General features: G+C 36.0%; 26 protein-coding genes. 19 read left to right on the plus strand and 7 right to left on the minus strand.

Annotated features, from left to right (window positions below):
* Positions 1-194 precede the first annotated feature (194 nt).
* The 8 genes from AB8P06_RS09910 to AB8P06_RS09945 all read left to right on the plus strand — a co-directional run bounded on the left by AB8P06_RS09910 (position 195) and on the right by AB8P06_RS09945 (position 6,732).
* Positions 195-2,915: an RHS repeat-associated core domain-containing protein gene (locus AB8P06_RS09910; protein WP_369840993.1), complete on the plus strand. Its 2,721-nt coding sequence runs from the start codon at positions 195-197 to the stop codon at positions 2,913-2,915.
* Between the two features lie 454 nt (positions 2,916-3,369).
* Positions 3,370-3,543 (plus strand): RHS repeat-associated core domain-containing protein, encoded by a 174-nt coding sequence (locus tag AB8P06_RS09915; RefSeq protein ID WP_369840995.1) that lies wholly within the window; start codon positions 3,370-3,372, stop codon positions 3,541-3,543.
* Positions 3,504-4,301 carry an RHS repeat-associated core domain-containing protein gene (locus AB8P06_RS09920; RefSeq protein ID WP_369840998.1) on the plus strand — a complete coding sequence of 266 codons (798 nt, stop codon included), beginning with the start codon at positions 3,504-3,506 and terminating at the stop codon, positions 4,299-4,301. The genes AB8P06_RS09915 and AB8P06_RS09920 overlap by 40 nt, the downstream gene beginning before the upstream one ends.
* The gene (locus AB8P06_RS09925) at positions 4,301-4,735 is read left to right on the plus strand and encodes a hypothetical protein (protein ID WP_369841000.1); all 435 of its coding nucleotides are present in this window, start codon (positions 4,301-4,303) and stop codon (positions 4,733-4,735) included. The genes AB8P06_RS09920 and AB8P06_RS09925 overlap by 1 nt, the downstream gene beginning before the upstream one ends.
* 25 nt (positions 4,736-4,760) lie before the next feature.
* The gene (locus AB8P06_RS09930; protein WP_369841002.1) at positions 4,761-5,609 is read left to right on the plus strand and encodes an RHS repeat domain-containing protein; all 849 of its coding nucleotides are present in this window, start codon (positions 4,761-4,763) and stop codon (positions 5,607-5,609) included.
* An 88-nt stretch (positions 5,610-5,697) separates the two neighbouring features.
* Complete coding sequence (locus tag AB8P06_RS09935) at positions 5,698-5,991, plus strand: hypothetical protein (RefSeq protein ID WP_369841004.1); 294 nt, start codon at positions 5,698-5,700, stop codon at positions 5,989-5,991.
* An 81-nt stretch (positions 5,992-6,072) separates the two neighbouring features.
* Positions 6,073-6,291: a hypothetical protein gene (locus AB8P06_RS09940; RefSeq protein WP_369841006.1), complete on the plus strand. Its 219-nt coding sequence runs from the start codon at positions 6,073-6,075 to the stop codon at positions 6,289-6,291.
* A gap of 93 nt (positions 6,292-6,384) precedes the next feature.
* Entirely contained in the window at positions 6,385-6,732 is a 348-nt protein-coding gene (locus tag AB8P06_RS09945) for a hypothetical protein (protein WP_369841008.1), read from the plus strand.
* Positions 6,733-7,148: 416 nt separating this feature from the next.
* On the opposite strand, the gene AB8P06_RS09950 is transcribed toward AB8P06_RS09945, so the two are convergent.
* Both AB8P06_RS09950 and AB8P06_RS09955 read right to left on the minus strand, forming a co-directional pair.
* Positions 7,149-7,961 carry an enoyl-ACP reductase FabI gene (locus tag AB8P06_RS09950; RefSeq protein ID WP_369841010.1) on the minus strand — a complete coding sequence of 271 codons (813 nt, stop codon included), beginning with the start codon at positions 7,959-7,961 and terminating at the stop codon, positions 7,149-7,151.
* A 121-nt stretch (positions 7,962-8,082) separates the two neighbouring features.
* Positions 8,083-8,382 (minus strand): hypothetical protein, encoded by a 300-nt coding sequence (locus AB8P06_RS09955; RefSeq protein WP_369841012.1) that lies wholly within the window; start codon positions 8,380-8,382, stop codon positions 8,083-8,085.
* Between the two features lie 132 nt (positions 8,383-8,514).
* On the opposite strand from AB8P06_RS09955, the gene AB8P06_RS09960 reads away from it, so the two are divergent.
* Entirely contained in the window at positions 8,515-9,072 is a 558-nt protein-coding gene (locus AB8P06_RS09960; RefSeq protein ID WP_369841014.1) for a DNA-3-methyladenine glycosylase I, read from the plus strand.
* 77 nt (positions 9,073-9,149) lie between these two features.
* Here AB8P06_RS09960 and AB8P06_RS09965 read toward each other — a convergent pair whose 3' ends face one another.
* Positions 9,150-10,004 carry a nucleoside phosphorylase gene (locus AB8P06_RS09965; protein WP_369841016.1) on the minus strand — a complete coding sequence of 285 codons (855 nt, stop codon included), beginning with the start codon at positions 10,002-10,004 and terminating at the stop codon, positions 9,150-9,152.
* An 11-nt stretch (positions 10,005-10,015) separates the two neighbouring features.
* Positions 10,016-10,471 (minus strand): hypothetical protein, encoded by a 456-nt coding sequence (locus AB8P06_RS09970; RefSeq protein ID WP_369841018.1) that lies wholly within the window; start codon positions 10,469-10,471, stop codon positions 10,016-10,018.
* A 227-nt stretch (positions 10,472-10,698) separates the two neighbouring features.
* Here AB8P06_RS09970 and AB8P06_RS09975 point away from each other — a divergent pair, with 227 nt between their 5' ends.
* From AB8P06_RS09975 to AB8P06_RS09985, 3 genes are all read left to right on the plus strand, one after another.
* Positions 10,699-12,525, plus strand: coding sequence for a cytochrome-c peroxidase (locus AB8P06_RS09975; protein ID WP_369841020.1), 1,827 nt, complete (start codon positions 10,699-10,701; stop codon positions 12,523-12,525).
* A 232-nt stretch (positions 12,526-12,757) separates the two neighbouring features.
* Positions 12,758-14,896 (plus strand): alkaline phosphatase PhoX, encoded by a 2,139-nt coding sequence (locus tag AB8P06_RS09980; RefSeq protein WP_369841022.1) that lies wholly within the window; start codon positions 12,758-12,760, stop codon positions 14,894-14,896.
* Between the two features lie 56 nt (positions 14,897-14,952).
* Positions 14,953-15,852: a leucine-rich repeat domain-containing protein gene (locus AB8P06_RS09985; protein WP_369841024.1), complete on the plus strand. Its 900-nt coding sequence runs from the start codon at positions 14,953-14,955 to the stop codon at positions 15,850-15,852.
* Here the strand turns inward: AB8P06_RS09985 and AB8P06_RS09990 are convergent, their stop codons facing one another.
* Positions 15,853-16,176 carry a translation initiation factor gene (locus AB8P06_RS09990; protein WP_369841026.1) on the minus strand — a complete coding sequence of 108 codons (324 nt, stop codon included), beginning with the start codon at positions 16,174-16,176 and terminating at the stop codon, positions 15,853-15,855. It abuts the gene before it with no gap.
* A 405-nt stretch (positions 16,177-16,581) separates the two neighbouring features.
* Between AB8P06_RS09990 and AB8P06_RS09995 the strand changes: the two genes are divergently transcribed.
* The 6 genes from AB8P06_RS09995 to AB8P06_RS10020 all read left to right on the plus strand — a co-directional run bounded on the left by AB8P06_RS09995 (position 16,582) and on the right by AB8P06_RS10020 (position 23,009).
* On the plus strand, positions 16,582-17,823 hold the full coding sequence (locus tag AB8P06_RS09995) for a carbohydrate-binding module family 20 domain-containing protein (RefSeq protein WP_369841028.1): 1,242 nt from the start codon (positions 16,582-16,584) through the stop codon (positions 17,821-17,823).
* 231 nt (positions 17,824-18,054) lie between these two features.
* Positions 18,055-19,596 (plus strand): 2,3-bisphosphoglycerate-independent phosphoglycerate mutase, encoded by a 1,542-nt coding sequence (gene gpmI / locus AB8P06_RS10000; RefSeq protein WP_369841029.1) that lies wholly within the window; start codon positions 18,055-18,057, stop codon positions 19,594-19,596.
* Between the two features lie 153 nt (positions 19,597-19,749).
* Positions 19,750-20,727: an acyl-ACP desaturase gene (locus AB8P06_RS10005; RefSeq protein WP_369841031.1), complete on the plus strand. Its 978-nt coding sequence runs from the start codon at positions 19,750-19,752 to the stop codon at positions 20,725-20,727.
* Positions 20,728-20,818: 91 nt separating this feature from the next.
* Entirely contained in the window at positions 20,819-21,250 is a 432-nt protein-coding gene (locus tag AB8P06_RS10010; protein WP_369841033.1) for a BT0820 family HAD-type phosphatase, read from the plus strand.
* Between the two features lie 182 nt (positions 21,251-21,432).
* A complete protein-coding gene (map, locus tag AB8P06_RS10015; RefSeq protein WP_369841035.1) occupies positions 21,433-22,242 on the plus strand; it encodes a type I methionyl aminopeptidase in 810 nt (269 codons plus the stop codon).
* A complete protein-coding gene (locus tag AB8P06_RS10020; protein ID WP_369841037.1) occupies positions 22,242-23,009 on the plus strand; it encodes a class I SAM-dependent methyltransferase in 768 nt (255 codons plus the stop codon). Before map ends, AB8P06_RS10020 begins: the two co-directional genes overlap by 1 nt.
* 50 nt (positions 23,010-23,059) lie before the next feature.
* Here the strand turns inward: AB8P06_RS10020 and AB8P06_RS10025 are convergent, their stop codons facing one another.
* Together AB8P06_RS10025 and AB8P06_RS10030 are read right to left on the minus strand one after the other, a co-directional pair.
* Positions 23,060-23,386 (minus strand): DMT family transporter, encoded by a 327-nt coding sequence (locus tag AB8P06_RS10025; RefSeq protein ID WP_369841039.1) that lies wholly within the window; start codon positions 23,384-23,386, stop codon positions 23,060-23,062.
* A gap of 126 nt (positions 23,387-23,512) precedes the next feature.
* On the minus strand, positions 23,513-24,076 hold the full coding sequence (locus AB8P06_RS10030) for a Crp/Fnr family transcriptional regulator (RefSeq protein WP_369841041.1): 564 nt from the start codon (positions 24,074-24,076) through the stop codon (positions 23,513-23,515).
* A gap of 343 nt (positions 24,077-24,419) precedes the next feature.
* Here AB8P06_RS10030 and AB8P06_RS10035 point away from each other — a divergent pair, with 343 nt between their 5' ends.
* Positions 24,420-25,415, plus strand: a complete 996-nt coding sequence (locus AB8P06_RS10035) for a LacI family DNA-binding transcriptional regulator (RefSeq protein WP_369841043.1) — start codon at positions 24,420-24,422, stop codon at positions 25,413-25,415.
* Positions 25,416-25,423: the final 8 nt, after the last annotated feature.

Below are 25,423 nucleotides of genomic sequence, written 5' to 3' on the forward strand. Positions count from 1 at the left end.
AGTTCGTTATATAAAAATACCATTACTGATGAAGATGGAAATAAAACCATTGAATTCAAGAACGGACAGGGTCAGGTGGTATTAGTTAGAAAAGTTTTGAGTGCTACAGAAAATGCAATTTCTGCTATCAGTACCGTTATGATGGCAGAAACCGCCTTGTAGAAAAGAAACTTCCTGGAAAAGGTTGGGAATATATGGTGTACGATAAACAGGATAGATTAATTATGACCCAGGATGCCAATATGAAAGTATCCGGAAATTGGCTGTTTACAAAATACGATAAATTCTCAAGAGTGGTTTATACGGGTACAGCTGACATTGGAGCCCAGTTTAATAGAGGGCAGGTTCAGTTTAGTGCAGACTATTATATCGACCAGGGACAGCCTTCTAATGAAGAGCGAAATACAACAGGATTTACAAACAGTGGAATGACTGTATACTATGGTAATGCAGTATACCCAACTACCGTAGCAAAAGTTTTAAGTATCAATTATTATGACACCTACCCAACGGGTACTCCAACAATTCCGACTCAGGTTTTAAATCAGAATGTATTGCCACAGAATGCCCAAAGTTCAAATGTCAGTACCAAAAGTTTACCAGTAGCCTCTTATGTAAAAAACATAGAAGATGATAACTGGACAAAAACCTACACATGGTATGATATGAGAGGCAGGGTAATCGGGACTCATACAGTCAATCATTTGGGCGGGTATACCAAAACAGAAACCGAGCTTGATTTTGCAGGCATTCCACAAAAGGTGAACACTTATCATAAGAGACTGGCAGCAGACACGGAAAAGATCATTAAAGAAGTTTTCACCTATGATAATCAGAACAGGTTTCTAACTCATACCCACCAGATAAACAGTGGTAGTGTTGAGTACCTTGCACAAAATAAATACAATGAGCTTTCTCAATTAGAAAGTAAGAAAGTGGGTGGAACAAGTGCTACAGAACCCTTACAGACGGTTGATTATAAGTACAACATCAGAGGGTGGCTTACACAGATCAACGATCCTGTGACTTTAGGAACTGATTTATTCGGCTATAAAATCAATTATAACCAAGTAGAAGGTTTAGAAACTCCTGATGCTTCAGATACCATGTTAAAAGTCATGCCTAAATACAATGGCAACATTGCCGAAGTATCATGGAAAACCTTAACCCAGGAAAATGAACCCCTGAAAAGATATGGTTATGTTTATGACCCTCTTAACAGGCTTACAGCAGGTTTCTATCAAAAGGCAGGAAGTGAGTCGGGAAGAGAATATTTTGAAAAACTGGAGTATGATCTTAATGGGAATATTACAAGGTTAAAAAGATCTGAAGCCCTTCTTGCTGGAAGTACAACAGCCCTGATGATTGATAATCTTAAATATGATTATACGGGCAACAGGCTTACAAAGGTTACCGAAGAGCAGACAGGGAACAGCAAAGGTTATCCGTCTCTGGCTACCCACAGCACCATTGAATATGATAATGGAAATGCAAACGGTAACGGAAATATGACCAAACATTTGGATAAAGGCATTTCTTCAATTCAATATAATTATTTAAATTTACCTGTACAGATCACCCAAAACTCAGACGTGACCAGTCACATTTACAGGGCAGACGGGGTCAAAGTAAAGAAGCTCTTTAAGGATTTAGAAACCAATTATCTGGATGGGTTCCAGTACAAATCTACATTTTTAGTAGAATCATGGGATGGTAATGGAACTTTCCATCCGGATCCTAGCGAAGTCCCGGAATTGAAACTGAGGATCATTCCTACATCTGAAGGCTATTATGATGCCCTTCTAAATAAGTATGTGTATAATTTTACCGATCATTTGGGAAATGTAAGATTAAGCTATACCGATACAAATGCAGATGGAATCATTCAACCGAGAGATTATAATGTAACTACATGCATGCCTAAATTAGGTTGTTTAGATAATTGGAAGCCCGGGGAGATTGTAGAGAACAATAATTACTACCCATTTGGAATGCTTCACAATTATATAGCAACTACACAGAACGCTTATCAGTACAAGTACAACGGTAAGGAATTACAGGAGACCGGAATGTATGATTATGGTGCAAGGTTTTATATGCCGGATATTGGTAGATGGGGTGTGGTGGATCCTTTAGCAGAAAAAATGCGCCGTCACAGTCCGTATAACTATGCTTTTAATAATCCTTTAAGATTTATTGATCCAGATGGGAGAAAACCTGATCAATTTATGACTATTCATGATTTAATGAATGATAGCTTTACCCCAACTGATGATATTACTGTAAACAGCAAGGGGAAGATTACAAATATTGTACGCAACAATAAGTCTAATCGATTTTTTGATGAAAAAGGAAAACAATTGTTTTTTAATGACCCAAAAGGAGTTGATAAAGATAATTTAAAACCTGGAAAATACTATAAAGGTGAGCAATTGTTTCATTCTATATCTAAAGGACGTTTTGCTCAATTCATGAAAACTGCTGGTTTTGATGCATTGAGATATAATATGAAAGCTCAAGCTTCTTTAAAAGAAGGAGATTCTGATGATGCTATGAATCATAAAATTACAGCTTTGGGTATTGCTAAAAAAGAATCTTATGATAAAGCTGACTTTGCCACATCTGCTTTAGGACCTAGCTACACCTATCCAGAGTACGCAACTGATAGAAGACGACCTTGGCAAGATACTTTAGTTGAAACAACTGACTATTTTAGATTTGGAGAGTCAAATACTTTATATAATTTATACGATGGAGGAAACTATATGTGGGGCGGTTGGATGCATTTAAATGGGTTTGATAAGAATTCAGTTAAATTCGGATCAAATTTAAATGAATTAATGAGAGGAAACATGGGAGATACTGCTGCAGATCAAAAAGCTATTTTTCATGGATTTAATTTCACAGGTTATTAAAATTAAAAAAAATGAAAAATAAAATTCACCATATCCCAATACTATTTTTTTTAGTAAATGTTTTTATTTATTTAATATTTCATTTTCTATTTAATTATGATTTAAATAGAAAATTATATTATGAGTTTCATACTAATATTCTGACAATATTGGTTTTTGTCAATATTGTTGTTTCTATATTGGTTTTTATAATACTTTATATGAAAAGAATATATGAGAAGATGTACTATTCGTTAATTCCTGTTCTTATATATTTAATACTCTTTATTACATCACTTGTTATAGTATTTAAATAGTTGAGATTTTATATCAAAAAAGTTGGTGCGAGCGTCTCGCTCGTGCCTTACAATAAAAATAGTATAAAGATCATTTAGGAAATGTAAGAATAAGCTTTTCAAAAGGTAGCACAGGTGTTCTTGAAATTACAGATGCTAACGATTATTATCCTTTTGGAATGAATCATTTAAAGACAGGAAACTCTTTCTTTAGTCCTTCGGCATATAAAAGTTATAAGTACAACGGTAAAGAATTACAGGAGACAGGAATGTATGACTACGGAGCGAGAATGTATATGGCGGATATTGGTAGATGGGATGGGGTGTTGTGGATCCATTGGCGGAGAAGATGAGAAGATTTAGTCCTTATAATTACGCTTGGGACAATCCGATTAGATTTATTGATCCTGATGGAATGTTTGCTACACCTCCGGATGATTATTTAGATGTTAATGGGAGATATTTAGGAAGTGATGGAGCTGCAACAAAAAATGTAAGAGTAATAAATAGAACCGACTGGAATACTATAAGTTCTGATAACGGGGGATCTTTGTCAGCTACTGCAACAACAGCTTTACAGGCAAGCAGTTCAATTATTACAATAAATAACACTCAAATAAATTCAGATATCAATAATGCCAACAACGAAACAATAGCTGACCAAACTAAAGAAAGACAAGTTTGGATTGGTATTGAGGTCACAAGAGGAGATATTCCAACTGCACAAGTAACTTCTGTAAGAGGTCCTGACGGAACAGATGGTGAAACAGTAATATCTACTCCTTCTCGTTCAGATGCTTCCGGAAATGTTGTAAAAACGAATTTTGATGGAACTAATTTAATTGCTGCATCTCAAGTTCATACTCATAATGTTTCCCAAAAGACAGATACAAAAACTATTCCTGGAACATCACCTCAAGATGCAAATACATCTAAAAGTTATAAAATGCCAATATATGCTGTAGATTCATATACCGGAAGCCAAAAAAGCGGAAATAGAATAAGCAGAGTGATTCTAAATGGGACTACAAATACAGCAGGAACAACAGCTGCTCATAATATAGGTCAGGAAACTTTAAATCAGTTCGTTAATAAACAAAAATATCCATAATGAAAAAGATTATATTAATATTGCTATTCAACTTTTGTTTTTTGAGTTGTTACTCACAGAAAACTAATTCAGATATAATCTACTTCTTGCCACCTCCTGTTACTGAAATTCTTAATAAAGAACTTAAGAAAAGAAATTGGGACGACAAAACTTATATAGTTTTAGATAAAGAAAATACAGATACTTATATTTTATATTTGAGTAGCGTTGATTCTTCTAAAAATTTTTGGGTAGAGCATTCAAACAGATCGGTATTTTTACAAGGCAAATTAATACCTCTTTATTTTTATTCAGATGAATATTTTTCATATGCTGAGAAAGGAGAAACTGTATTAAAGAAATTAGGTACAGAAGAAGGAATTAGAAAAATTATTACTATTAGAGATAATGTTTTCAATGTAAAATTTAAACTTAATGGAGAAGTCGTAAAATAATTCCCCGCTTCCGCACGATTTTATCGTGTGGCAGATAATAAGTGACCTCGTATTTTATGGGGTTATTTATCAATATAAGTACAACGGTAAAGAATTACAGGAGACAGGAATGTATGATTATGGTGCGAGGTTCTATATGCCGGATTTAGGGAGATGGGGAACTCAAGATGATTTGAGTGAGCTACAACTGCATTACAGTCCTTATTCTTATGTATATAATAATCCAATTTTCTTCAATGACCCAACAGGAATGATTGGTGAGTCATGTGAAGGTTGTCCAGATAAAAGTAAAAACCCTGAAATAAATCCAAATGCAAAAGGAGGTGTAAATAATCCGATAAACATTCAAGAAGTAGTAATTACTGGTTATAAGAAAATTCAATCGGTATTTACAAACATTGATTTAAACAAAGTAGCCACTATAATGGCTCCCATAAGACCTGTAACTCCAAATGAACAAGCTCTTATAGATGCAAGGTATGGAAAAGCAGATGGATTCATGGGAAATCTAAATTTAATGTGGAGGCAAATTAAAGATGTTCCAAGCAATTTAGCTGATACATGGGAAAGTCTTAAATCTATTGGAGAAAATGAAGATAAAGAAGAAGTAATAATATCAACAGTAATTTTACTGGTTAGTTTGAAAAAAGGGAAAATTGGTAATATTGCTAAAATGGGTGTTGGTAAAAGCACTTCTGGTTGGGTAATCAGTAAAGTTTTTAATTCTTTAGATACTGCAATACAAACCAAAATTAAAAATGCAATTAGCAAAGGAATAGTTGCTCCAACAGGACAACAAGGGATAATAAAATTAACAGCAACAGAAGCCGCACAAACAGGATACCAATACAAGATAAAAATATTAGGTAAGTGAGGAGATATCAGAATTTATGGTAATCCAAATGCAAGCGGACATATTGTTTTTGAAAAAGTAATGGGGCATTAATCTTAATTTATAAAAAATGTTAGACAAAAATATAGATACAGAAGTTTTCTTCAAGCTTTCATCCGAGTATATAAAAAATATTTTAAAAGATGAAGAAGTTTTACAGGAGTTAAAAGAATCTTGTGAAGATGAAGATTTACAGTTAATAAACAAAAGTGTTACTTATGTTTTATACCACAAGAATGAACTATTTCTAAATAGTTATGAGATTAAAATAAATATAGAATGTAAAAGAAAAGATATTGGTTCTTATGTTTTATATTTAGATAAGGATCAAAATTTTATTGACGAATTCTTTGTTGTAAATTAAATCCCCCCCCGCTGGAGTTGCTATCTTTTTTGAGACAAAATTAATATACTCTTTTACCACTACACAGATCATTTAGGAAATGTGTGGGTAAGCTACTTTAATAACAGCAGCAGCGCAGAAGCTCTTGAAGAAAACAATTATTATCCTTTCGGGATGAATATCCCACGAGAAACCAAGGCAGTCTTTGGAACAGCAAGCATGTATAATTATAAGTACAATGGTAAAGAGCTTCAGCAATCTGGGTTACGAGTTCTGTTGAAGTTGCTGGAGGAGCTAAAGGTTCTGTCGGGGTTGGAGTAACGCTCTCTAATACAAGATTGGGTGTTGGTTTTGATGGAAAAATAAGAGTGGCTGATTATACAGGTGCCGTAACAGGAAAAGGATCATATTAATATGGAGCTAAACAAAAGAAATATTATTATCGTTATAATAATTATTTGTATAAGTGTATTATTTGTATTTTTTTGGAATTTAAATAAGCACAATAAATTTTACAGTTCAGAACTAACCGGTATAATTAAAGAGATAAAATCTAATAGAAAATTCGAAAACTCTAAAGTTGCTAAATTTGTTGGAGATAGTGATTTTAACTATACTTTTTGGATTTATGCTTCTGATGAGAACGACTTAAAAATAGGTGACTCAATTTATAAGGCGAAAAACTCTGAAGATTATCAGATTTATCGACAAGACGGTTCAGGAAATTATAGTTTCTATAAAGTGTTAAAAAACAAACCATAACAAAAAACCGCTACTCATTCGAGTGGCGGTTTTTATTAATTAGGAAAACTCATATAATGTTTTCCCTGCTGACATGAACGTCTCGCTCGTGCCCTAGAATTAAAACAAACCACTGTAGTTTGCAGTGGCTTTTGTTTTATTATTTGCAAAAGTTTTTCTAATTATGCCTCTTATATTTATCCAAACTCAGATATACATTTAGAAAAAGATACAATTTATTTTAGTTTTGTTACCATATTAAGTGCGAGCGTCCCGCTCGTGCCTGAAAATTTATAAATGATATAAGACAGCATTCTTAAATTGAAAATCAGCGGCACCAAAGGTGCCGCCGATTCAAATTAATATTTTCACACTAAAATAATAAGGCCGGAGCAAAAGCTCCGGCCTTATTCCATATTTAAAAAGCAATTCTAAAACTACTTCTCAGTATCATATTTACTGATCACCTTTTGAGTAACCCCTGAACTGCTGAATCCGCCGTCATGGAAAAGATTCTGCATCGTTACTTTCTTGGTAAGATCAGAGAAAAGGGTAACGCAATAATCAGCACATTCAAGAGCTGTAGCATTGCCCAGTGGTGACATATCTTCTGCGTATCCAAGGAAACCTCCGAATCCTTTTACTCCGCTACCTGCAGTTGTCATGGTAGGGGATTGGGAAACGGTATTGACACGTACTTTTCTTTCACCCCAATAGTTTCCGAAAGTTCTTGCGATGCTTTCAAGATAAGCTTTGTTGTCAGACATATCATTGTAATCCGGGAATGTTCTCTGAGCTGCGATATAGGTAAGTGCTAAAATGCTTCCCCATTCATTCATACAGTCTTTCTCCCAGGCTACACGCATTACTTTGTGGAAAGAAACAGCGGAGATATCCCAGCCTTTTTCCAACCAGTCGTAGTTCATTTCTGTATAATGTTTTCCTTTTCTCACGTTTACAGACATTCCTATAGAGTGAAGGATGAAATCGATTTTCCCAAATTTTGCAACAGCGGCATCAAAAAGCTTTTCAAGATCTTCAACTGAAGTGGCATCTGCACCAATTACTTCAGAACCTGTTTTTTCTGCTAAACCGTTTAATTCTCCCATTCTAAGAGCGATAGGAGCATTAGACAAGATAAATTCGGCACCTTCTTCATGACATCTTTCAGCAACCTTCCATGCGATTGATTGTTCATTAAGGGCTCCAAAAATAATTCCCTTCTTGCCTTTAAGTAAACCGTATGACATAATTTTTTAATGTTTATTTATAATACAAATGTAGCAATAATTTTGTGTTTACCACATAATAAAAAAACAGAGCCCTATAAAAAGACCCTGTTTTTCTTGAAAATATTTATAACTGAAATTTTTAGTTGGTTTTCTTATTCCATTCTGCTTTTACATCTTCTGCTGCATCTTTGGTTTTTTCCCACGCTTCATTGGCTTTATCTTTAACGTCATCCCAGGTTTCAGAAATATTGGATTTTACTTTATCAAACCAATCTTCCTGACTGGCTTCCTGATCATTATTTCTTTTTTCATTAATATAATCCCGGGCTTTATCTGCCAATTCATTGATTTTCCATTTTGCCTTATCCGCTGCATTCTCTAAAGAGTTCTCCGTGTTGTTTACTGCATTTTCCGCTTTGTTATATTCTGAATTATTCATAATGTGATATTTTGTGTGTTGCTATGAATTAAACAAGAACTATTCCTAACGGAAAACGATTCTGTTAAACTTTTCATAATCTTTTGTTATCATTTTCTAAATCAGGCCTATCTTTGTTTAAATAACGATCTTATGGAAAAAATACGTTGCGGCTGGTGTGAAAAAGACGACCTGTACAGAAAGTATCATGATGAAGAATGGGGCAGGCCTGTATATGATGACAATACCATTTTTGAATTTTTAATTCTGGAAAGCTTCCAGGCCGGATTGAGCTGGTACACGATCCTATCCAAGAGAGAGAATTTCAGAAAAGCTTTTGACAATTTCAATTATAAGAAGATTGCAAAATACTCCGAACAGAAAGTTGAAGAACTGATGCAGGATACGGGAATCATAAGAAACAGGCTCAAAGTTCTGGCTACCATTACCAATGCACAAAGATTTCAGGAGATTCAGAAAGAATTTGGGAGCTTTTCCAGCTATATCTGGGGATTTGTTGACGGTAAACCGATAGACAATCAACCGGAACATTTAAAAGATGTTCCAGCCACTACGGAAATTTCAGATGCATTGGCAAAAGACCTGAAAAAAAGAGGTTTTAAATTTATGGGATCTACAGTAGTTTATGCCCACATGCAGGCAACGGGAATGGTCAATGATCATCTCAAAGATTGCTTTATCAGATCATAGTGTAATTTCCTTTGATTTGGAGGGTGTTTAAAATATAGAAAGTAAAAAAGGATTCCAAAATTTGAAATCCTTTTTGTTTATTTAATAATTCTTTCCAGTACCCATTCAATAAGGTTCTTTTCAGAAGCATGGTGATCGGCGGAGAATTCCCCTCGTCTTCTGTTGGCAATAACGTTGTTTACCGTAATGGCTTTGTGTCCCAGCAACTTTGAAAGTGCATAGATCGCAGAAGTTTCCATTTCAAAATTGGTGATTCCCAGATCATTCAATGTTTCAAGGAATTTATCATCTACAGCTTTCAGACGGAGTTGTCTTCCCTGTGGTGCATAAAACCCCGGGAAAGTAGCTGTGTTACCGTGATATTTTGCATCTTTATAATAGTCTGCCATTTCTTCAGCCCATTCAGCAAAATAGAGCATCGGTTTTATTTTTTCATAAGGGAATTTCTCTGAAAAGTTTTTAGAAAATTCATTTTCAAAATGATAATCCTGGTAAAAGTGCATTAACCCGTCTAAACCTACAACATTTTGGGTGACAAGCATATTGTCAACCTGCACATCAGGGTTTACACTTCCACAGGTTCCCATACGGAAAAGTTCCAGTGCTGTATGTTCCGTTTTAAACTCTTTATTTTTCAGATCGATGTTCACCAGGGCATCCAGCTCATTCATTACAATATCAATATTCTCCGTACCGATTCCTGTAGACATTACGGAAATCCTTTCACCACGCAATGTTCCGGTATGGGTATAAAATTCCCTCTTGTTTTTTTTAACCTCTACTTTGTCAAAGTACTGTGAAACTTTGGGAACCCTGTCCGGATCTCCTACTAGGATTATTTTTTCTGCAATATCTTCAGGTAAAAGATTTAAGTGATATACACTTCCGTCATCATTCAGAACAAGCTCTGAAGCTGCAAGTTTATTGATCATAAATTATTTTTTTAGTTAATAAAAATAGCGTCTTTATAAGGAGAAGAGATAAGATCAAACAAAGAACCGTATTCTTCAACAATTCTCTTTTGTCCTTTGAACACCTCGTAAACGGTTACCGTTGTTTTTTCAATATTGTTCGGGTCTTTTCTCTGGGAAGTGATCTCATAAAAATGATCACCCTTTTTTAATACGGAAATAAGCTCTTCTTTAGTTGAAGTGTTGGCTTCCATCATTCCCGGAAAATCCATCACAACATCTTTAAGCTCTGTGTAATTTTTGTAAGGTTTTGTAACTCCGTCAGAATAAACGTAAACTTTAGGTACCTGTTTGTCTTTTACAAGGCGTATCAGATAATAATTGTTGTCTTTCTTTTCTGCATACACAGCCATTTCACTGGCTTCCTGCGAAAATGCGGACAGTGAAAAGAGACTTACCACAAAGGCAAGCAATAATTTTGTTTTCATAATTAATATTTTAGTTTAAGATGTGAAAAAATCCTTTAAAATCCTCTGCCAATAATCGTTCATCATCATTTTAAAGAGCCTTGGAATTTCAATGGCTTTTCAGTATAATGAATTTGGTTTCGGGGTTTAAAATTAATAAAAAATCCTTTATCTAAAATATAAACATTATTTAATCTAAATTTAAAACTGCGATAACTTCGGAATGATACTTTTGCAGCTAAAAATTAATGAGATATTCCTCTTTGTGTATTATCGTTGTACTGATCGGTTTTGCCGTAATGTCTTTTAATCCTCCTTACAAAGGCATAGTCAATGAAAATACAGTTGTTAATAAAGGATTAACTGATTTTAAAAACAAACTGGAACAGCTGAAAACAAACGTTGATCAGTTTGCAGAAGATAAAATACCTCTTGAAGAATTACAGAAATCATTACGCAATACAAGGAATTCTTACAAAGAAATTGAATTCTATATTGCTTACCACTATCCGGAATTTACAAAAACCCATCTGAATGCAGCTCCGTTGTTTCACATAGAAGCGGCAGGAACGTCAGCCTACACACTTCCGCCTGAAGGATTACAGGTTTTAGACGAACTGATCTTTTCTGAAGAAGCCAGTGAAGAGAAAAAAAAGATAAAAGAAATCACTGTTTTTTTATACAACAATTACTCGAAGTTTTATTTAAGTACCCTTAAAAACGGCTTGAGCAAAGGAAATAATAAAACATTACCGCTGCGGATTGAGCTGATAAGAATCTATAGCTTAGGAGTCACGGGTTTTGATACTCCCGGTTCCCTGAATATTTCCGAAGAAGCTTCTTATGCATTTTCAGGAATTCAAAAATACATCAATGATGATGCTTATTTTAAAAATTTCAATCTTCAGAAAGCCAATGCTATTTTATCCAACAGCTTAGATTATCTGTCAAAAAATAAAGATTTTGAAACTTTTGACCGTATAGAATTTTATAAGGATTTTATCCAGCCGTTATATGAAGAATTCGGAAACTGGGATGGTAAACCGGATGATCTTAAAGAATTCTCCGGATGGAATGTCAGTAATAAAAACTTTTTCAGCAGCGATTTTTTAGATCCGTACTTTTATACTTTATTAAAGTCTTCCGAAGATAATCCGGATCTCAGGAAATTAGGAAAAGATATTTTTTATGATCAGAATTTAAGTGATAATGCCAGAATGAGCTGTGCAACCTGCCATTTACCCGAAAATGCATTCACCGATTTAAAAACAAAATCCCAAAGCAATGTAGAAGGAAAAACGGTATTGAGGAATTCGCCGTCACTGTACAACGCAGTATTTGCCAAAAGATTCTTTTATGATATGCGTGCATTTTATATTGAACAACAGGCAGAACATGTCATTTACAATAAAGACGAATTTAATACCAGCTACGAAAGCATTATCAAAAAACTGAAGACAAAGCCTGAATATAAAAAAGCCTTCCGTGCCGCTTTTAAAGATGGTAAAATAAACAGGGAAAATTTTTCCAAAGCATTAAGTTCTTATGTTGCTTCATTGTATTCTTTCGAAAGTGATTTTGATAAATTTATGAGAAATGAGAAAAATATTTCCGAGGCTGCTAAAAAAGGTTTTAACCTGTTTATGGGAAAAGCCAATTGTGCAACCTGTCACTTTGCGCCACATTTTTCAGGATTGGTTCCGCCTTTTTATAATGAAAATGAATCTGAAGTTTTAGGAGTAACCAAAAAGCCTTTAAACCAATTGTCGATAGAATTAGATTCAGATAAAGGAAGAGTAAACAGTCCCGTAAAGAAAGAAAACTCATGGATTTATGAAAATTCTTTCAAAACAATGACCGTAAGAAATATAGCCCTTACCAAACCTTATTTCCACAACGGAGCTTTCAGTACTTTAGAAGAAGTTCTGGATTTTTACAACGAAGGTGGAGGAGAAGGAGCCGGCCTGAAAATGAACAACCAGACTTTACCACCGGATAAATTGAACCTTACCCCAACAGAAATAAAGCAGGTCATTGCTTTTTTAAATTCTTTGACAGATGTAAGTAAGAAGTAGTTGAGATATTAATTAGTTATTGAGATAAAAAATAATAAAATGTTAATGTAAACTATGATTCCGAACTCTCAACTCTCAACTGTCAACTCTAACTCATTCTTAACAATATCTTAACTCCCTTAATATTGAGTTTTTAATTTTGTAATATTAGTTCGTGTTTATTTAAAACTCAATTAATAGAGTGCTCGCAATTAAAAAATAGTTTTGCTACATCTAATAAATCAAATTTAAAATGAAGAAAAAACTACTCACAGTTGCAGCTCTTGCACTTATGACAAGTTCTGTATTCCATGCACAGACTTTTGTGTTCAACAAAAACTCCACATGGAGGTACAAAGACAACAACCAGGCACAGGTAGATCAATGGAAGGATGCTAATTTTGACATTTCAACATGGTCTACAGGAGACGGTCCGCTTGGATATGGTGATCCTGTAACAACAAGTACAAACACAGGGCTTACAACGGCTTATTTTGCTAAAGATTTTACGGTAAACTTGGCAAGTCTTAGTGACAACATGGAATTGGGTGTGATGAGAGATGACGGTATCGTAGTATACCTGAACGGTCAGGAAGTGTTAAGAGATAATATGCCTGCAGGGGCTATTACATTCAGCACTGCATCCAGTACGACAATCGATGGGGCTGCAGAAAGTGTATATAATGTTTTTACAATTCCAAAATCAAAATTCGTAAACGGAAACAACAGAATTTCTATCGAATTGCACAACAGATCAGGACAAAGCTCTGATTTAAGAATCGATGCTTATCTTAAAACAATAAACAATACAACGGTGCCTTGTAATGCTGCCCATATCAGCTGCTTTACTTCAATTATTCCGACGGCACAAACCAACAAATTAATCATTCCTGCAGAACATAAATATCAGCTTATCTTAAAAGAAGGTGACAGCTATACTGAAGGTGGCGGACTTGTAGGAGGACAGAATGACTTTACCGCTTATGTCCCTAAAAATGCAAGCGCAGTAAACGGTTATCTTTCCGTAAACCATGAAACAAACCCGGGTGGAGTTACCATGGCGGAAATCAATTATAATGCTGCTACAAAACTTTGGCAGTTAACGAGATCCAGAGCAGTAGATTTTTCAACACCAAGCTTGGTACAGACGATCAGAAACTGTTCAGGTGGAGTTACGCCTTGGGGAACGGTAGTTACGGCTGAAGAGCAGGTAACTTCTAATGATACCAATGTTGACGGCTACAAAGATTACGGCTGGCTGGTAGAAATTGATCCGGCTACAGCACAGGTTATTTCTCACAACACAGACGGTTCTAAAGGGAAATTATGGCAGATGGGAATTATGAATCACGAAAACGTAGTGATAAATAATGCAGGAACTACTGCGTATTATGGAGAAGACGGCGGAACTCATCTTGTTTATAAATATGTGATGGATACTCCGAATGACCTTTCCTCAGGAAACCTTTATGTATTGAAATTAGACCAGGGATTAAGCAGTGGAGATCCTGTTGCAACAACCGCTACATGGATCCAGGTTCCTAATAAATTAAAAGCAGACCAGAACAATACGGCATCTTTGGCATCATCATTAGGCGGAACTTCTTTCAACGGAATAGAAGATGTGGATATCAGCCCGATCGACGGTAAAATTTACTTTACGGCAAAAGGTCTTAATAAAGTATATCGTTTAAAAGATGACGGTGCTACGGCTTCACAGGTTGAAACTTTCGTAGGAGGCCTTAACACGACTTATTCTTTCGATACTGCTCAGGGAGTAAAATCTGAAGCATGGGGTGATGGGAATGATAACCTTACTTTTGATGAATTAGGAAATCTTTGGGTATTACAGGATGGTGGTAAAAACTACATCTGGGTAGTAGCTCCGGATCATACACAGGCAAATCCGAAAGTGAAACTTTTTGCTTCAATGCCGGCAGGATCTGAGCCTACTGGGCTTACCTTTACTCCGGATCATAAATTTGGTTTCTTCTCTATACAGCATCCGGATGCGACGATCTCTACAGATACCGACGCTACAGGAAATGTCATAGATTACAGAGGGAAATCAGCTACAATTGTTGTTGCCTTAAAAAATAACCTTGGATCAGATGCTACGTTAGGAATTATCGATCATCAGGCGGAAAACACCGTTACTGTTGCTCCAAACCCTACTTCAGGAATGGTAAAGATCAACTCTGTAAAAGGATTAAAAGACCTTTCTGTAACAGCATACAGCATGGACGGTAAAATTGTTTACAGCAAGAAGTTTACAGGCTCAAACTCTTCATTGGATTTAGACCTTACTTCACAGCTTGATGCATCCCGTGTATTGGTTTTAAATATTGAAGCGGATGGTTTCCAGAAAACAGTGAAACTTCTGAAAAAATAATAATTAATAACTTTCTGCTGCCGGTGGTTTTTATCGCCGGCAGCTTTTCTTTATCTATGAAAAAGCTGGTTCTACTGATTGTTTTATTATCCCTCAATTTTGTTAAAGCACAGATTGACCCTGTAAAATACCCAACGTATACCAATGTTGACGAAGCCTTAAAAAGCGGAACAACGGTTTACAGCGTGAGTTTCAGGGATAAAGGGCTTTTTAACCTTCCCCCGGAAATAAAAAAACTGAATTCTTTATTCTTTCTGAATCTGATGGGAAACAATCTGGAGAAGATGGATGCCGAAATTTTCTCTTTGAAAGAATTGGAAACCCTGAACATCAACAAAAACAGCATTAAATTTATTCCTGATGAAATTGCTGAGCTTAAAAAACTGAAATCATTCTCAATCAATCTGAACGGTTTAACCTCTGTAAACCCTAATGTTGCAAAGCTTCAGAATTTAAAAGTAATTCATCTTGATGCCAACAGCCTGAGTGTTTTTCCGGAAGCACTGACCCAGATTGCCACCTTGGAAGAAATTAACCTTCAGGGAAATCAGATCAGTTTCATCTCTGAAAATATCGACAAGATTAAAAACCTGAAATTCCTTAATCTTTCGGCCAACCAGATCAATGACCTTGGAAGTCTGGAATTTCCTAAAAACCTGACTTATCTTGAGCTGCAGCAAAATGCGATTTCCGTATTGCCGGAAACATTATTCAGATCAAAAAAACTTGAATTCCTAAACCTGAGCCAGAACAATATCAGGGAAATTTCACCTGAAATTAAAGGACTGAAAAATGTAGTGAGTATGAATTTAGCCAACAACGGGTTAAAAGATCTGCCATCAGAAATTTCACAAATGAAAAATCTTAAAACATTGATTCTCACAGGAAACCCTATTGAAAAAACAACTTTAGAAAAAATAAAAAAATTACTGCCCGGCACGCAAGTTTATTTCTAATTATCCGCCGACTCTTTTGGTTTTATAACCCATTTCTTTAAGGATATCCATTATTTTGTCGCGGTTATCCCCCTGAATAATGATCGTTCCGTCCTTTTCAGAACCGCCTATTCCTAAGGTGGTTTTTATTTTTTTTGAAATTTTTTTCAGCTCTTCCTCGCTGCCTTCCCAGCCTTCAACAATCGTTACAGGCTTGCCATTTCTTCCTTTCTTTTCAAATTTGCATACCAGAGGTTCCTTTTGCTTGAATTGCTCTTCAGGCATTTCAAAATCCTGTTCTTCATGCTCAGGAAAAAGGTTCTTAAGTTGATCTCGTAAATCCATAGGACAAAATTAAATAATAATTGATAAAACTGTTACAATCGGTTGGAAAATTCTCAGACAGCTCTTGAGAAAACTATTTAACCTGAGTTTGGGATAAGAAGTTAAGATTAAAAGGCTGGAAGCTGGAAGATAGAGGCTGGAAGTTACTGTTAGGCAATAATATTAAACAGCTGCCTTTAAATTTGATGAAGCGGATTAACGAAGCTAATAAAACCGTGGTGTATTTCTGCCTTTGGATTTCAATAACTTCCTTCTTCCAGCTTCAAACTTCCTGACCCTATTATGCAAACGAAAATGCCCTATCCCGGACTCAGATTATTTAGTATAAAATTAAAATAAGAAAGTAAAGAGGCGTAATATTTTCTTAATTTGGACGTTAAAATTCAAAATACTTATAACTTAAGCATGAAATTCAAAATAAGTTTTATTCTGGCTGCTGCTCTTTTATCTTTTGGAACAGCCAAAGCACAGTCCGGTTTTTCCAGTGATCCTTTAAATGCTGTTTTTGAAACAAAAGATACAGACAGTTTCTGGAAAGCTTTTGATAAAATGGAAACGTCTGCAGAAAATCCTTTTACTGAATACATGAAAAACGGTTCGCCGGGAGTAAAAGGTTTTACGGAATTCAGGATCATTAATGCAGATTCTTTATATTCAAAAGTGAAAAAAAGAAAGGCAGATTATCTTCTGAGCCGTAATGTACTGGCAGGGATAGGGCAGAAAGAGAAAAAAACAAAAGCCATCTACAGTGCTTTGAAATACTGGTATCCGGATGCCAAATATCCTCCGGTATATTTTGTTTATGGCAGATTTAATTCAGGAGGAACTGTTTCCGGAGATGGCATTATTATAGGAACCGAAATGCTTAAAAACCTTGACGGTGTTACAGGACTTATTGCCCACGAACTGATCCATTTCCAGCAAAACGAAAAAGGTAACAATACTTTACTGAAGCAGTCTTTACATGAAGGAAGTGCAGATTTTATCGGTGAACTGATCTCCGGTGAGAATATCAATACAAAAGCTTTCACTTATGGTGAGGCTCATTCCGATAAGCTGTACAGAGAATTTGTGACCAGACTTAAAGATGAAAGTTATACAGACTGGCTCTATGAAACCAGTAAGAAAGATGACAGGCCGAATGACCTTGGGTACTGGATGGGTTACAAGATTGCAGAAGCGTATTTTAAGAAACAGACAGACAAGCATAAAGCAGTCTATACGATTCTTAACTTCGAAGATCCTTTTCAACTTCTGAGAGAAAGTGGCTTTCTAGATTCGTACATTAAAGAATATGCAGAGAACAAAAAAATAACATATGATGACTTTTTTAAAGAATATTCGGATGATGTGCATGAAGTAACCTTTGTTGTAAGCACTCCGGATAAAAATGATGAGGTTTACATTACAGGCAACCAATCTGAATTAGGAAGCTGGAATCCTTCTTCCATTAAAATGAATAAAAAAAATGCCAGGGAGAGAAGCATCACACTTAAGGTTCATCTTCCGGCACAGTTTAAATTTACCCTGGGAAACTGGGAAAAAGAGGCAGATGTGAAAGGAAGTACAAAAGGTCAGAATATTAAAATAGAATCCCAGCCTTCCAAACCGCTCCGTTACGAGATCATAAGCTGGTTCAAAAACTGACGCCATTCAAAACCTGATTAATCAGTTGAGCTTAAAACATACAGATTCTTCACCTTAAAAATCTGCTCTATCCGCTAAATCTGCGAACAAAAATAAAAAGAGTTATAGAAATCTGAATCATCTGCAAAATCTTTTTTGACTTATAAAAGGACTGCAGCTTAAAATTAAACAGTTCAAATTTCTTCCGTTCATAGGAAATTAGGTAAATTTGTATGATAAAAGTTATAAAAAATGTCGAAAAAAGCAATACTAGCAATACTTGACGGTTGGGGACTGGGTATGAATCCGGACGTTTCAGCAATAGATAAAGCAAACACACCATTTATAGATAGTTGTTATAAAAAATTTCCACACAGTACTCTTGAAGCAAGCGGCCTGGCTGTTGGTCTTCCGGCAGGACAGATGGGAAATTCCGAAGTAGGACATATGAATCTGGGAGCCGGAAGAGTGGTGTTCCAGAATCTTGTGAAACTCAATATGGCTGTGGAAAATGGTACCCTGGGTCAGGAAAAAGTAATCCAGGAAGCTTTTGAATATGCCAAAAGAGAAAATAAAAAAGTACATTTCATCGGTTTGGTTTCCAACGGTGGGGTACACTCCCATATCAATCACCTGAAAGGCTTATTAACAGCTGCAAAAGAATTCGGATTGAACGAAAATGTTTTTGTTCATGCCTTCACAGACGGCAGAGACTGTGATCCGCACTCTGGATTAGGCTTTATCAAAGAACTTCAGGATCATATGCTTGCAACGACAGGAAAGCTTGCTACGATTGTGGGGAGATATTATGCGATGGACAGGGATAAAAGATGGGAACGTGTAAAATTGGCTTACGATGCATTAACAGAAGGAGTTGGTCTTCAGACTACAGATGCTCTGGAAGCTATTAAAACTTCATATGACAATAATGTTACCGATGAATTTTTAAAGCCGATTATTTTAATGAATACAACGGCAACCGGAAATGTTGTGCCTGTTGCTAAAATTGTGGATAATGATGTGGTGATCTGCTTCAATTTCCGTACAGACAGAGGCAGGGAAATCACAGAAGTACTTTCCCAGCAGGATTTCCCGGAATTCTTCATGCGTAAGCTGAACCTGTATTATGTTACCTTAACCAATTATGATAAGACATTCCAGAATGTAAAAGTAGTTTTTGATGAGGAAGTATTGAAAGATACAATGGGAGAGATCCTTGAAAAAAATGGGAAAACCCAGATCAGAATTGCAGAAACGGAAAAATATCCACATGTTACTTTTTTCTTTTCAGGAGGAAGAGAAGAAGAATTTCAAGGCGAAAGAAGATTGCTTTGCCCGAGCCCGAAAGATGTGCCTACCTATGATTTAAAGCCGGAAATGTCTGCTTATGATATTACCAATGCCATTGTTCCTGAATTGGAAAATGAAACGGCAGACTTTATCTGTTTAAATTTCGCCAATACAGATATGGTAGGGCATACAGGCGTTTTTTCAGCAGCCGTAAAAGCAGCGGAAACCGTAGACAAATGCATCGAAAAAGTAGCAACGACAGCTTATGAGCATGGTTATGCCGTATTTATCCTTGCCGATCACGGAAATTCAGATGTGATGATCAACCCGGACGGAACCCCGAACACCCAGCATTCAACCAATCTAGTTCCATTTATTGTAATGGATAAAGACCATACATGGAATTTAAAATCCGGAAAATTAGGTGATGTTGCGCTAACCATTTTAAAAGTAATGGGGATAGAAATTCCACCTGCAATGTCAGGCGAGATTTTGGTTAATTAAACGTTAAAAATACTTATAAATGAATGCCGATATCTCAGAAATACCGGCATTTCTTTTATGATTTATGTCAGAGATATTATGACTTACATACGTTATTATGCTCCAAATAATAAATAAGTTATATCTTTGCAGTATAAAAAATATTTTAGAAGAATGTATCAAAAGCTTGTAAGGAAAGAAGTAATGGGAATATTGGAAAAGGAAGTAGGTTCTTTTCTGGATAAATTTTTGACGCCGATTGAAAAGATCTGGCAGCCCTCAGACTACCTTCCTGATCCGTCAAGCTCAGACTTCAAATACGATCTGGAAGAAATTCAGACTTTTGCACGTGAAATGCCTTATGACCTTTTCGTTACCCTTATCGGAGACTGTATCACGGAAGAAGCCCTTCCGTCTTACGAATCCTGGTTAATGGGAGTTGAAGGGATCGATCAGGAACAAAAATTAGGCTGGGCCAACTGGGTGAGAGCCTGGACAGCAGAAGAAAACAGACACGGGGATTTGTTGAATAAATACCTTTACCTGTGCGGAAGAGTCAATATGAGAGAAGTTGAAATTACCACTCAATACCTTATCAATGACGGTTTCGATTTGGGAACCAGCATGGATCCTTACAGAAACTTTATCTATACAAGTTTCCAGGAAACGGCAACCAATATCTCTCACAGAAGAGTAGGAACCCTTGCCAAGCAATCCGGAAACGGTAAACTGGCTAAAATGTGTGGTGTTATTGCAGCAGATGAAGCAAGACACGCAAAAGCCTATAAACATTTCGTAGCAAAAATCCTTGAAATAGACCCATCTGAATTAATTTTGGCTTTCGAAGATATGATGCGTAAAAAAATCGTAATGCCTGCGCATTTGATGAGACAATCCGGTCAGAAAGCAGGAGAACTTTGGGGACATTTCTCAGATGCTGCCCAAAGATGTATGGTGTACACAGGCCAGGATTATATCAATATCATGAAAGACCTGTTGGATGAATGGAAAATAGAGCACGTAAAAGGCCTTACCGAAAAAGCGGAAAAAGCTCAGGAATACTTAATGAAACTTCCTGCGAGATTGCAGAAAATCACAGACAGGGTTTCCACTCCTGATTTACAGTTTCAGTTTAACTGGGTAAAAAGTTAATAGCTTAACAGCATAATTTATAAAACAAGAGTGTCGGATTTTTCGGCACTCTTTTTATTTCGTATCTTTGCCCAGCTAAAAATATACAAAGATGTTAAGTAATAAAAAAATTGCTGTAGATTTTGACGGAACCATTGTGGATGATGCTTATCCGGGAATTGGAAAGCCGAAAATTTTTGCTTTCGAAACCCTTAAAAAACTTCAGGCTGAAGGCTACAGATTAATACTTTGGACATACAGACACGGAAAAACGTTGGATGAAGCAGTAGAATTCTGCAGAAAAAACGGAGTTGAGTTCTATGCCGTTAACTCAAGCTTTGAAGGCGAGGTTTTCGATTGCGATACACAATCCAGAAAATTAGATGCAGACTGGTTTATTGATGACAGAAATTTAGGCGGTTTTCCGGGATGGGGAGAAATCTATAACATCATTCAGGAAAGAATAGAATTCCGTGTAGAAGGAAAAGAAGTTTTAGCATATTCCAAACTTAAAAAAGAAAAGAAAAAAGGATTATTCTGGTAGGGTAGAATTTAAAATAGAGGCTAGAAGCTAGAGATTAGAAATTAGTTTTAAAGCTGTGATATTTCATTTTAAAAACTTACCGGAAAAATATAGAGACTCAGGTGATTTAAATTTTCAGATAGTAATATACATAAACTATTAAATCTAGCATCTAACATCTCATATCTAACATCTAAACAAGAATGATTCAATTAAAAACAATAGAAGAGCTTCGTTTAATGAAGCAAAGCGCGCAGCTGGTTTCTAAAACATTAGGAATGCTGGCGAAAGAAATCAAACCCGGAATTACCACCTTATATTTAGATAAATTAGCTCACGATTTCATTAAAGATCATGGCGGCGAGCCTGCATTTCTGGGCTACGGAGGTTTCCCGAACTCTCTGTGTATTTCCCCGAACGAGCAGGTAGTACACGGCTTTCCAAACAATGACATTATTAAAGAAGGTGATGTGCTTTCTGTAGATTGCGGCGCTATTTTAAACGGTTTTGTAGGTGATCATGCCTATACATTCGAAATCGGAGAAGTGAATCCTGAAACCAAAAAACTGCTACAGGTAACAAAAGAATCCCTTTACAAAGGAATCGAGCAGTGTATCAGAGGAAAGAGGATAGGAGATATTTCCCATGCTATTCAGGCTCATTGTGAAAAAGAAGGATACGGTGTGGTAAGAGAGCTTGTAGGACATGGTTTGGGAAGAAAAATGCACGAAGATCCTCAGGTTCCTAATTACGGAAGACAGGGAAGCGGAAAAGTAATCAAAGACGGCTTGGCCATTGCTATCGAACCGATGGTGAACCTGGGTACGGAAAAAGTAAAATTCCATAATGATGGCTGGACGGTAACCACTCTTGATAATCAACCTTCAGCTCATTTTGAACATGATGTGGCAGTAATCAACGGGAAACCCGTACTGCTTTCCACATTCAAATATGTTTACGAAGCTTTAGGAATCGAAAGTGATGAAGAGAAGCCTTTCCAAATGGACTTTTAATGAAAAAAGTAACGAAACTTTTACTGAATAAAATCCCGCGTCCGGTGCTTATTAAAATGAGTATCTGGGCGAGACCACTTATCTACCAGTTTTTCAAAGGCGATAAATTCTTTGATCCTATTGACGGAAAATCTTACCGGAAGTTTCTCCCTTACGGATACGGAAAGCAGAGAGAAAATGCATTGTCTCCGGGAACTTTAAGCCTGGAGAGGCACCGTCAGATGTGGCTGTATCTTCAGAATGAAACCGATTTCTTCATTAAAAACTATAAGGTTTTACATATTGCTCCCGAACAGGAGTTTTTAAGGAAATTTAAGAAGATGAGAAACCTGGATTATATTTCAGCAGACTTATTTTCTCCGATTGTGGATATTAAAGCGGATATTCTGGATTTACCCTTTGCTGATGAAAGTTTTGACATTATCTTTTGCAATCACGTTCTGGAACATATTGAAGATGATGCCAAAGCAATCAGTGAGCTTTACAGGGTGATGAGACCTGGCGGATGGGGAATTTTCCAGGTTCCGATGAAAAATTCTCTGGAAAAAACCTATGAAGATTTCACGATTAAAGATCCGAAAGAACGTCAGAAACATTTCGGGCAGTATGATCACGTTCGCTGGTACGGAATGGACTATTTCGACCGTTTAAGAAAGGCAGGTTTTGAAGCAGAACCCAATTTTTATTCTCAGAAATTCACAGAAGAAGAAATCAATAAATACGGATTAAGACACAATGAAATCTTACCGGTAGTTTACAAAAAATAACAACACCGCTCTCAGTCTGAGAGCGGTTATTATTTTACAGATATTTGATTTTAGTGAGAAACCGATTTTAATCCGATCACGGAACCGATCAATGTTGCAATAAAAAATATTCTCCAGAAAGTTACCGGATCTTTAAAAAATACAATTCCTACTAAAGCGGTTCCTACCGCTCCGATTCCTGTCCATACAGCATAAGCGGTTCCAATAGGTAAGGTTTGGGTTGCTTTGATCAGTAACAGCATACTTATCGTCATGGTAACCAGAAATCCGGCAAACCAGTAGTACATTTCAGAGCCTGATGTTTCCTTAGCTTTTCCCAAACAAGATGCAAAGGCCACTTCAAATAATCCCGCGATAATTAAGATAATCCAGTTCATTTTTAATTATTTTTCTGTTGCAAATTTCCGTATTTATAACGACTTAAAATTTTACAATTGTTAAAAAATAAAGCAAATTTCCAACATCTTTAACCACTTTCAGCTGGCAACTCTCTACCAAAAAAATCACCTGATTTCCGCCCGTATTCTGCTCAGGCTCACCTGCGTAATACCCAGATAAGAAGCAATATGTCCCAGCTGAACCCTTCTCAAAAGATCAGGCTTGTCCCGCATAAGATCTTTGTAGCGTTCTGAGGCTGTTTTAAACTGCCTCGAAATGATTAACTCTTCTGTTTTTACCAATTCCTTTTCGGCAAATTTCCTGCCCCAATTAGCAATATGAATATCTTCATTAAAAAGTTTTCTTAAGTTCTCGGTTTCCAGTTTGTAGAGCTCGCAGTCTTCCAGAAGCTCAATGCTTTCGTAGCCGGGCAGGTCTTCCACATAACTTTTCATGGAGATCACGGTCTGTCCTTCACTTCCAAACCAGAAAGTGATGTCATTTTCACCGGTAGAAGCATACGCACGGATGATTCCTTTCTTTATAAAGTAAATATAAGGGATTACCTTATCGGCTTCCATCAGACAAAAGTGCCTTGGATACCGGATTTCCGTGATATGTTTTTTCAGGTGTAATCTGGAATTTTCAGGAAGAACGGATATAGAATCAATAATTTCGTCGATACTCATAAAACAGTATTGCAATAATCAAAAATATCAGTTTTTTAGATTCAATAAAAGAATAATATAATCAATTTATCATTTAATTTAAATTTTATTAAAATAATTTTAGATAAACGTTTAACCATAATTTATCTGTAATGTATAGCCAAGCTTAATATTTAATTAATGTTAAATTAATGCGACGTAAATATTTATTTATATTTATTTGATTATCAATTGTTTGGATGGTTTTTGTTTTAAATTTCAAAAAGTCGCGAAAATACAATTAATTTCCAGATGACCAAAAAATTAGACCTATTGTTTTATTAATAATTTATGAAATATTTTTGCAGGGTAAAAAACTGATCCTTTGAAAAGAGCTTCCATAAAAGATATTGCGAGAATTGCAGGTGTTTCCGTTGCAACGGTATCTTATGTCCTGAACAAAAAGGAAGGAAGCAGGATAAGTGAAGCAACCAGGAAAAAAATTCTTGAAGTTGCTGAAACGATTAATTACACGCCGAATAAAATTGCAAAAAGCCTGAAAATGAGTAAGAGTAAGCTTTTGGGACTTATCCTTGCCGATATTTCAAATGATTTTTATTCCAGTATTGCCCGCTGCATAGAAGACGAAGCGATGAAATTAGGCTATACACTGTTAATCGGAAGCTCAGATGAAACGCCTGAAAAGTTTAAAAAACTGACAGAACTGTTTTCTGAACAGCAGGTCGACGGAATGATTGTAGCGCCTGTCGTAAATTCAGATGATGCGATCAATAAACTGATCAGGGAAGAATATCCCATCGTAACGATTGACCGTTACCTTAAAAATGTCAACATCCCCGGAGTAATGATCAATAATGCAGATATCTCGGAATACATTTGCACTTATTTAACGGAAAAAAACTTCGAAGAGATTATTTATGTGGGCTATGATACAAAACTTCCCCATTTATTAGACCGGCAGGAAGGTTTTGATAAGCGTATTTCTTCAACAGTTAACTATAAAAAGGTCTTAACAGGGCTGCATAATATAGCTGAAGAAGTAGAGGACGGGCTTAAACATAATTTAGATCTTTCTAAGAAAACGGCTTTATATTTTTCGAGCAATAAACTGGGAATTGCCGGGTTAAGGTATCTTTTAAAGCAGGGAATAAAAGTTCCTGAAGATGTATCCGTAATTGCTTTCGATGAAACGGAGGCTTACCGTCTTTTTCCAACGGAAATAAGCTTTGTTCAGCAACCTCTAATGGATATGGCTAAAGAAGCGGTACGACTTATAGACAGCCAGATTAATAACTATATTAACGATGGGAAAAAAGTAACTTTTCCTGCCCGATTAATTACTAAGAATTCAGTCAGATAAAAATTTTT

This window comes from Chryseobacterium tongliaonense, from assembly GCF_041224435.1.
Taxonomy (GTDB): Bacteria; Bacteroidota; Bacteroidia; order Flavobacteriales; family Weeksellaceae; genus Chryseobacterium; species Chryseobacterium tongliaoense.

Bases quoted from the DNA above. Each gene is read 5' to 3' on its own strand.
- AB8P06_RS09950 (WP_369841010.1), bottom strand. From the start codon at position 7,961: ATGTCATACGGTTTACTTAAAGGCAAGAAGGGAATTATTTTTGGAGCC.
- AB8P06_RS10025 (WP_369841039.1), bottom strand. From the start codon at position 23,386: ATGAACTGGATTATCTTAATTATCGCGGGATTATTTGAAGTGGCCTTT.
- AB8P06_RS10030 (WP_369841041.1), bottom strand. From the start codon at position 24,076: ATGAGTATCGACGAAATTATTGATTCTATATCCGTTCTTCCTGAAAAT.
- AB8P06_RS09925 (WP_369841000.1), top strand. From the start codon at position 4,301: ATGAAAAAGATTATATTAATATTGCTATTCAACTTTTGTTTTTTGAGT.
- map (WP_369841035.1), top strand. From the start codon at position 21,433: ATGATTCAATTAAAAACAATAGAAGAGCTTCGTTTAATGAAGCAAAGC.
- AB8P06_RS09995 (WP_369841028.1), top strand. From the start codon at position 16,582: ATGAAATTCAAAATAAGTTTTATTCTGGCTGCTGCTCTTTTATCTTTT.
- AB8P06_RS09955 (WP_369841012.1), bottom strand. From the start codon at position 8,382: ATGAATAATTCAGAATATAACAAAGCGGAAAATGCAGTAAACAACACG.
- AB8P06_RS09945 (WP_369841008.1), top strand. From the start codon at position 6,385: ATGGAGCTAAACAAAAGAAATATTATTATCGTTATAATAATTATTTGT.
- gpmI (WP_369841029.1), top strand. From the start codon at position 18,055: ATGTCGAAAAAAGCAATACTAGCAATACTTGACGGTTGGGGACTGGGT.
- AB8P06_RS10005 (WP_369841031.1), top strand. From the start codon at position 19,750: ATGTATCAAAAGCTTGTAAGGAAAGAAGTAATGGGAATATTGGAAAAG.
- AB8P06_RS10010 (WP_369841033.1), top strand. From the start codon at position 20,819: ATGTTAAGTAATAAAAAAATTGCTGTAGATTTTGACGGAACCATTGTG.
- AB8P06_RS09970 (WP_369841018.1), bottom strand. From the start codon at position 10,471: ATGAAAACAAAATTATTGCTTGCCTTTGTGGTAAGTCTCTTTTCACTG.
- AB8P06_RS10020 (WP_369841037.1), top strand. From the start codon at position 22,242: ATGAAAAAAGTAACGAAACTTTTACTGAATAAAATCCCGCGTCCGGTG.
- AB8P06_RS09960 (WP_369841014.1), top strand. From the start codon at position 8,515: ATGGAAAAAATACGTTGCGGCTGGTGTGAAAAAGACGACCTGTACAGA.
- AB8P06_RS09935 (WP_369841004.1), top strand. From the start codon at position 5,698: ATGTTAGACAAAAATATAGATACAGAAGTTTTCTTCAAGCTTTCATCC.
- AB8P06_RS09990 (WP_369841026.1), bottom strand. From the start codon at position 16,176: ATGGATTTACGAGATCAACTTAAGAACCTTTTTCCTGAGCATGAAGAA.
- AB8P06_RS09920 (WP_369840998.1), top strand. From the start codon at position 3,504: ATGGGATGGGGTGTTGTGGATCCATTGGCGGAGAAGATGAGAAGATTT.
- AB8P06_RS09975 (WP_369841020.1), top strand. From the start codon at position 10,699: ATGAGATATTCCTCTTTGTGTATTATCGTTGTACTGATCGGTTTTGCC.
- AB8P06_RS09965 (WP_369841016.1), bottom strand. From the start codon at position 10,004: ATGATCAATAAACTTGCAGCTTCAGAGCTTGTTCTGAATGATGACGGA.
- AB8P06_RS09915 (WP_369840995.1), top strand. From the start codon at position 3,370: ATGAATCATTTAAAGACAGGAAACTCTTTCTTTAGTCCTTCGGCATAT.
- AB8P06_RS09910 (WP_369840993.1), top strand. From the start codon at position 195: ATGGTGTACGATAAACAGGATAGATTAATTATGACCCAGGATGCCAAT.
- AB8P06_RS09980 (WP_369841022.1), top strand. From the start codon at position 12,758: ATGAAGAAAAAACTACTCACAGTTGCAGCTCTTGCACTTATGACAAGT.
- AB8P06_RS09985 (WP_369841024.1), top strand. From the start codon at position 14,953: ATGAAAAAGCTGGTTCTACTGATTGTTTTATTATCCCTCAATTTTGTT.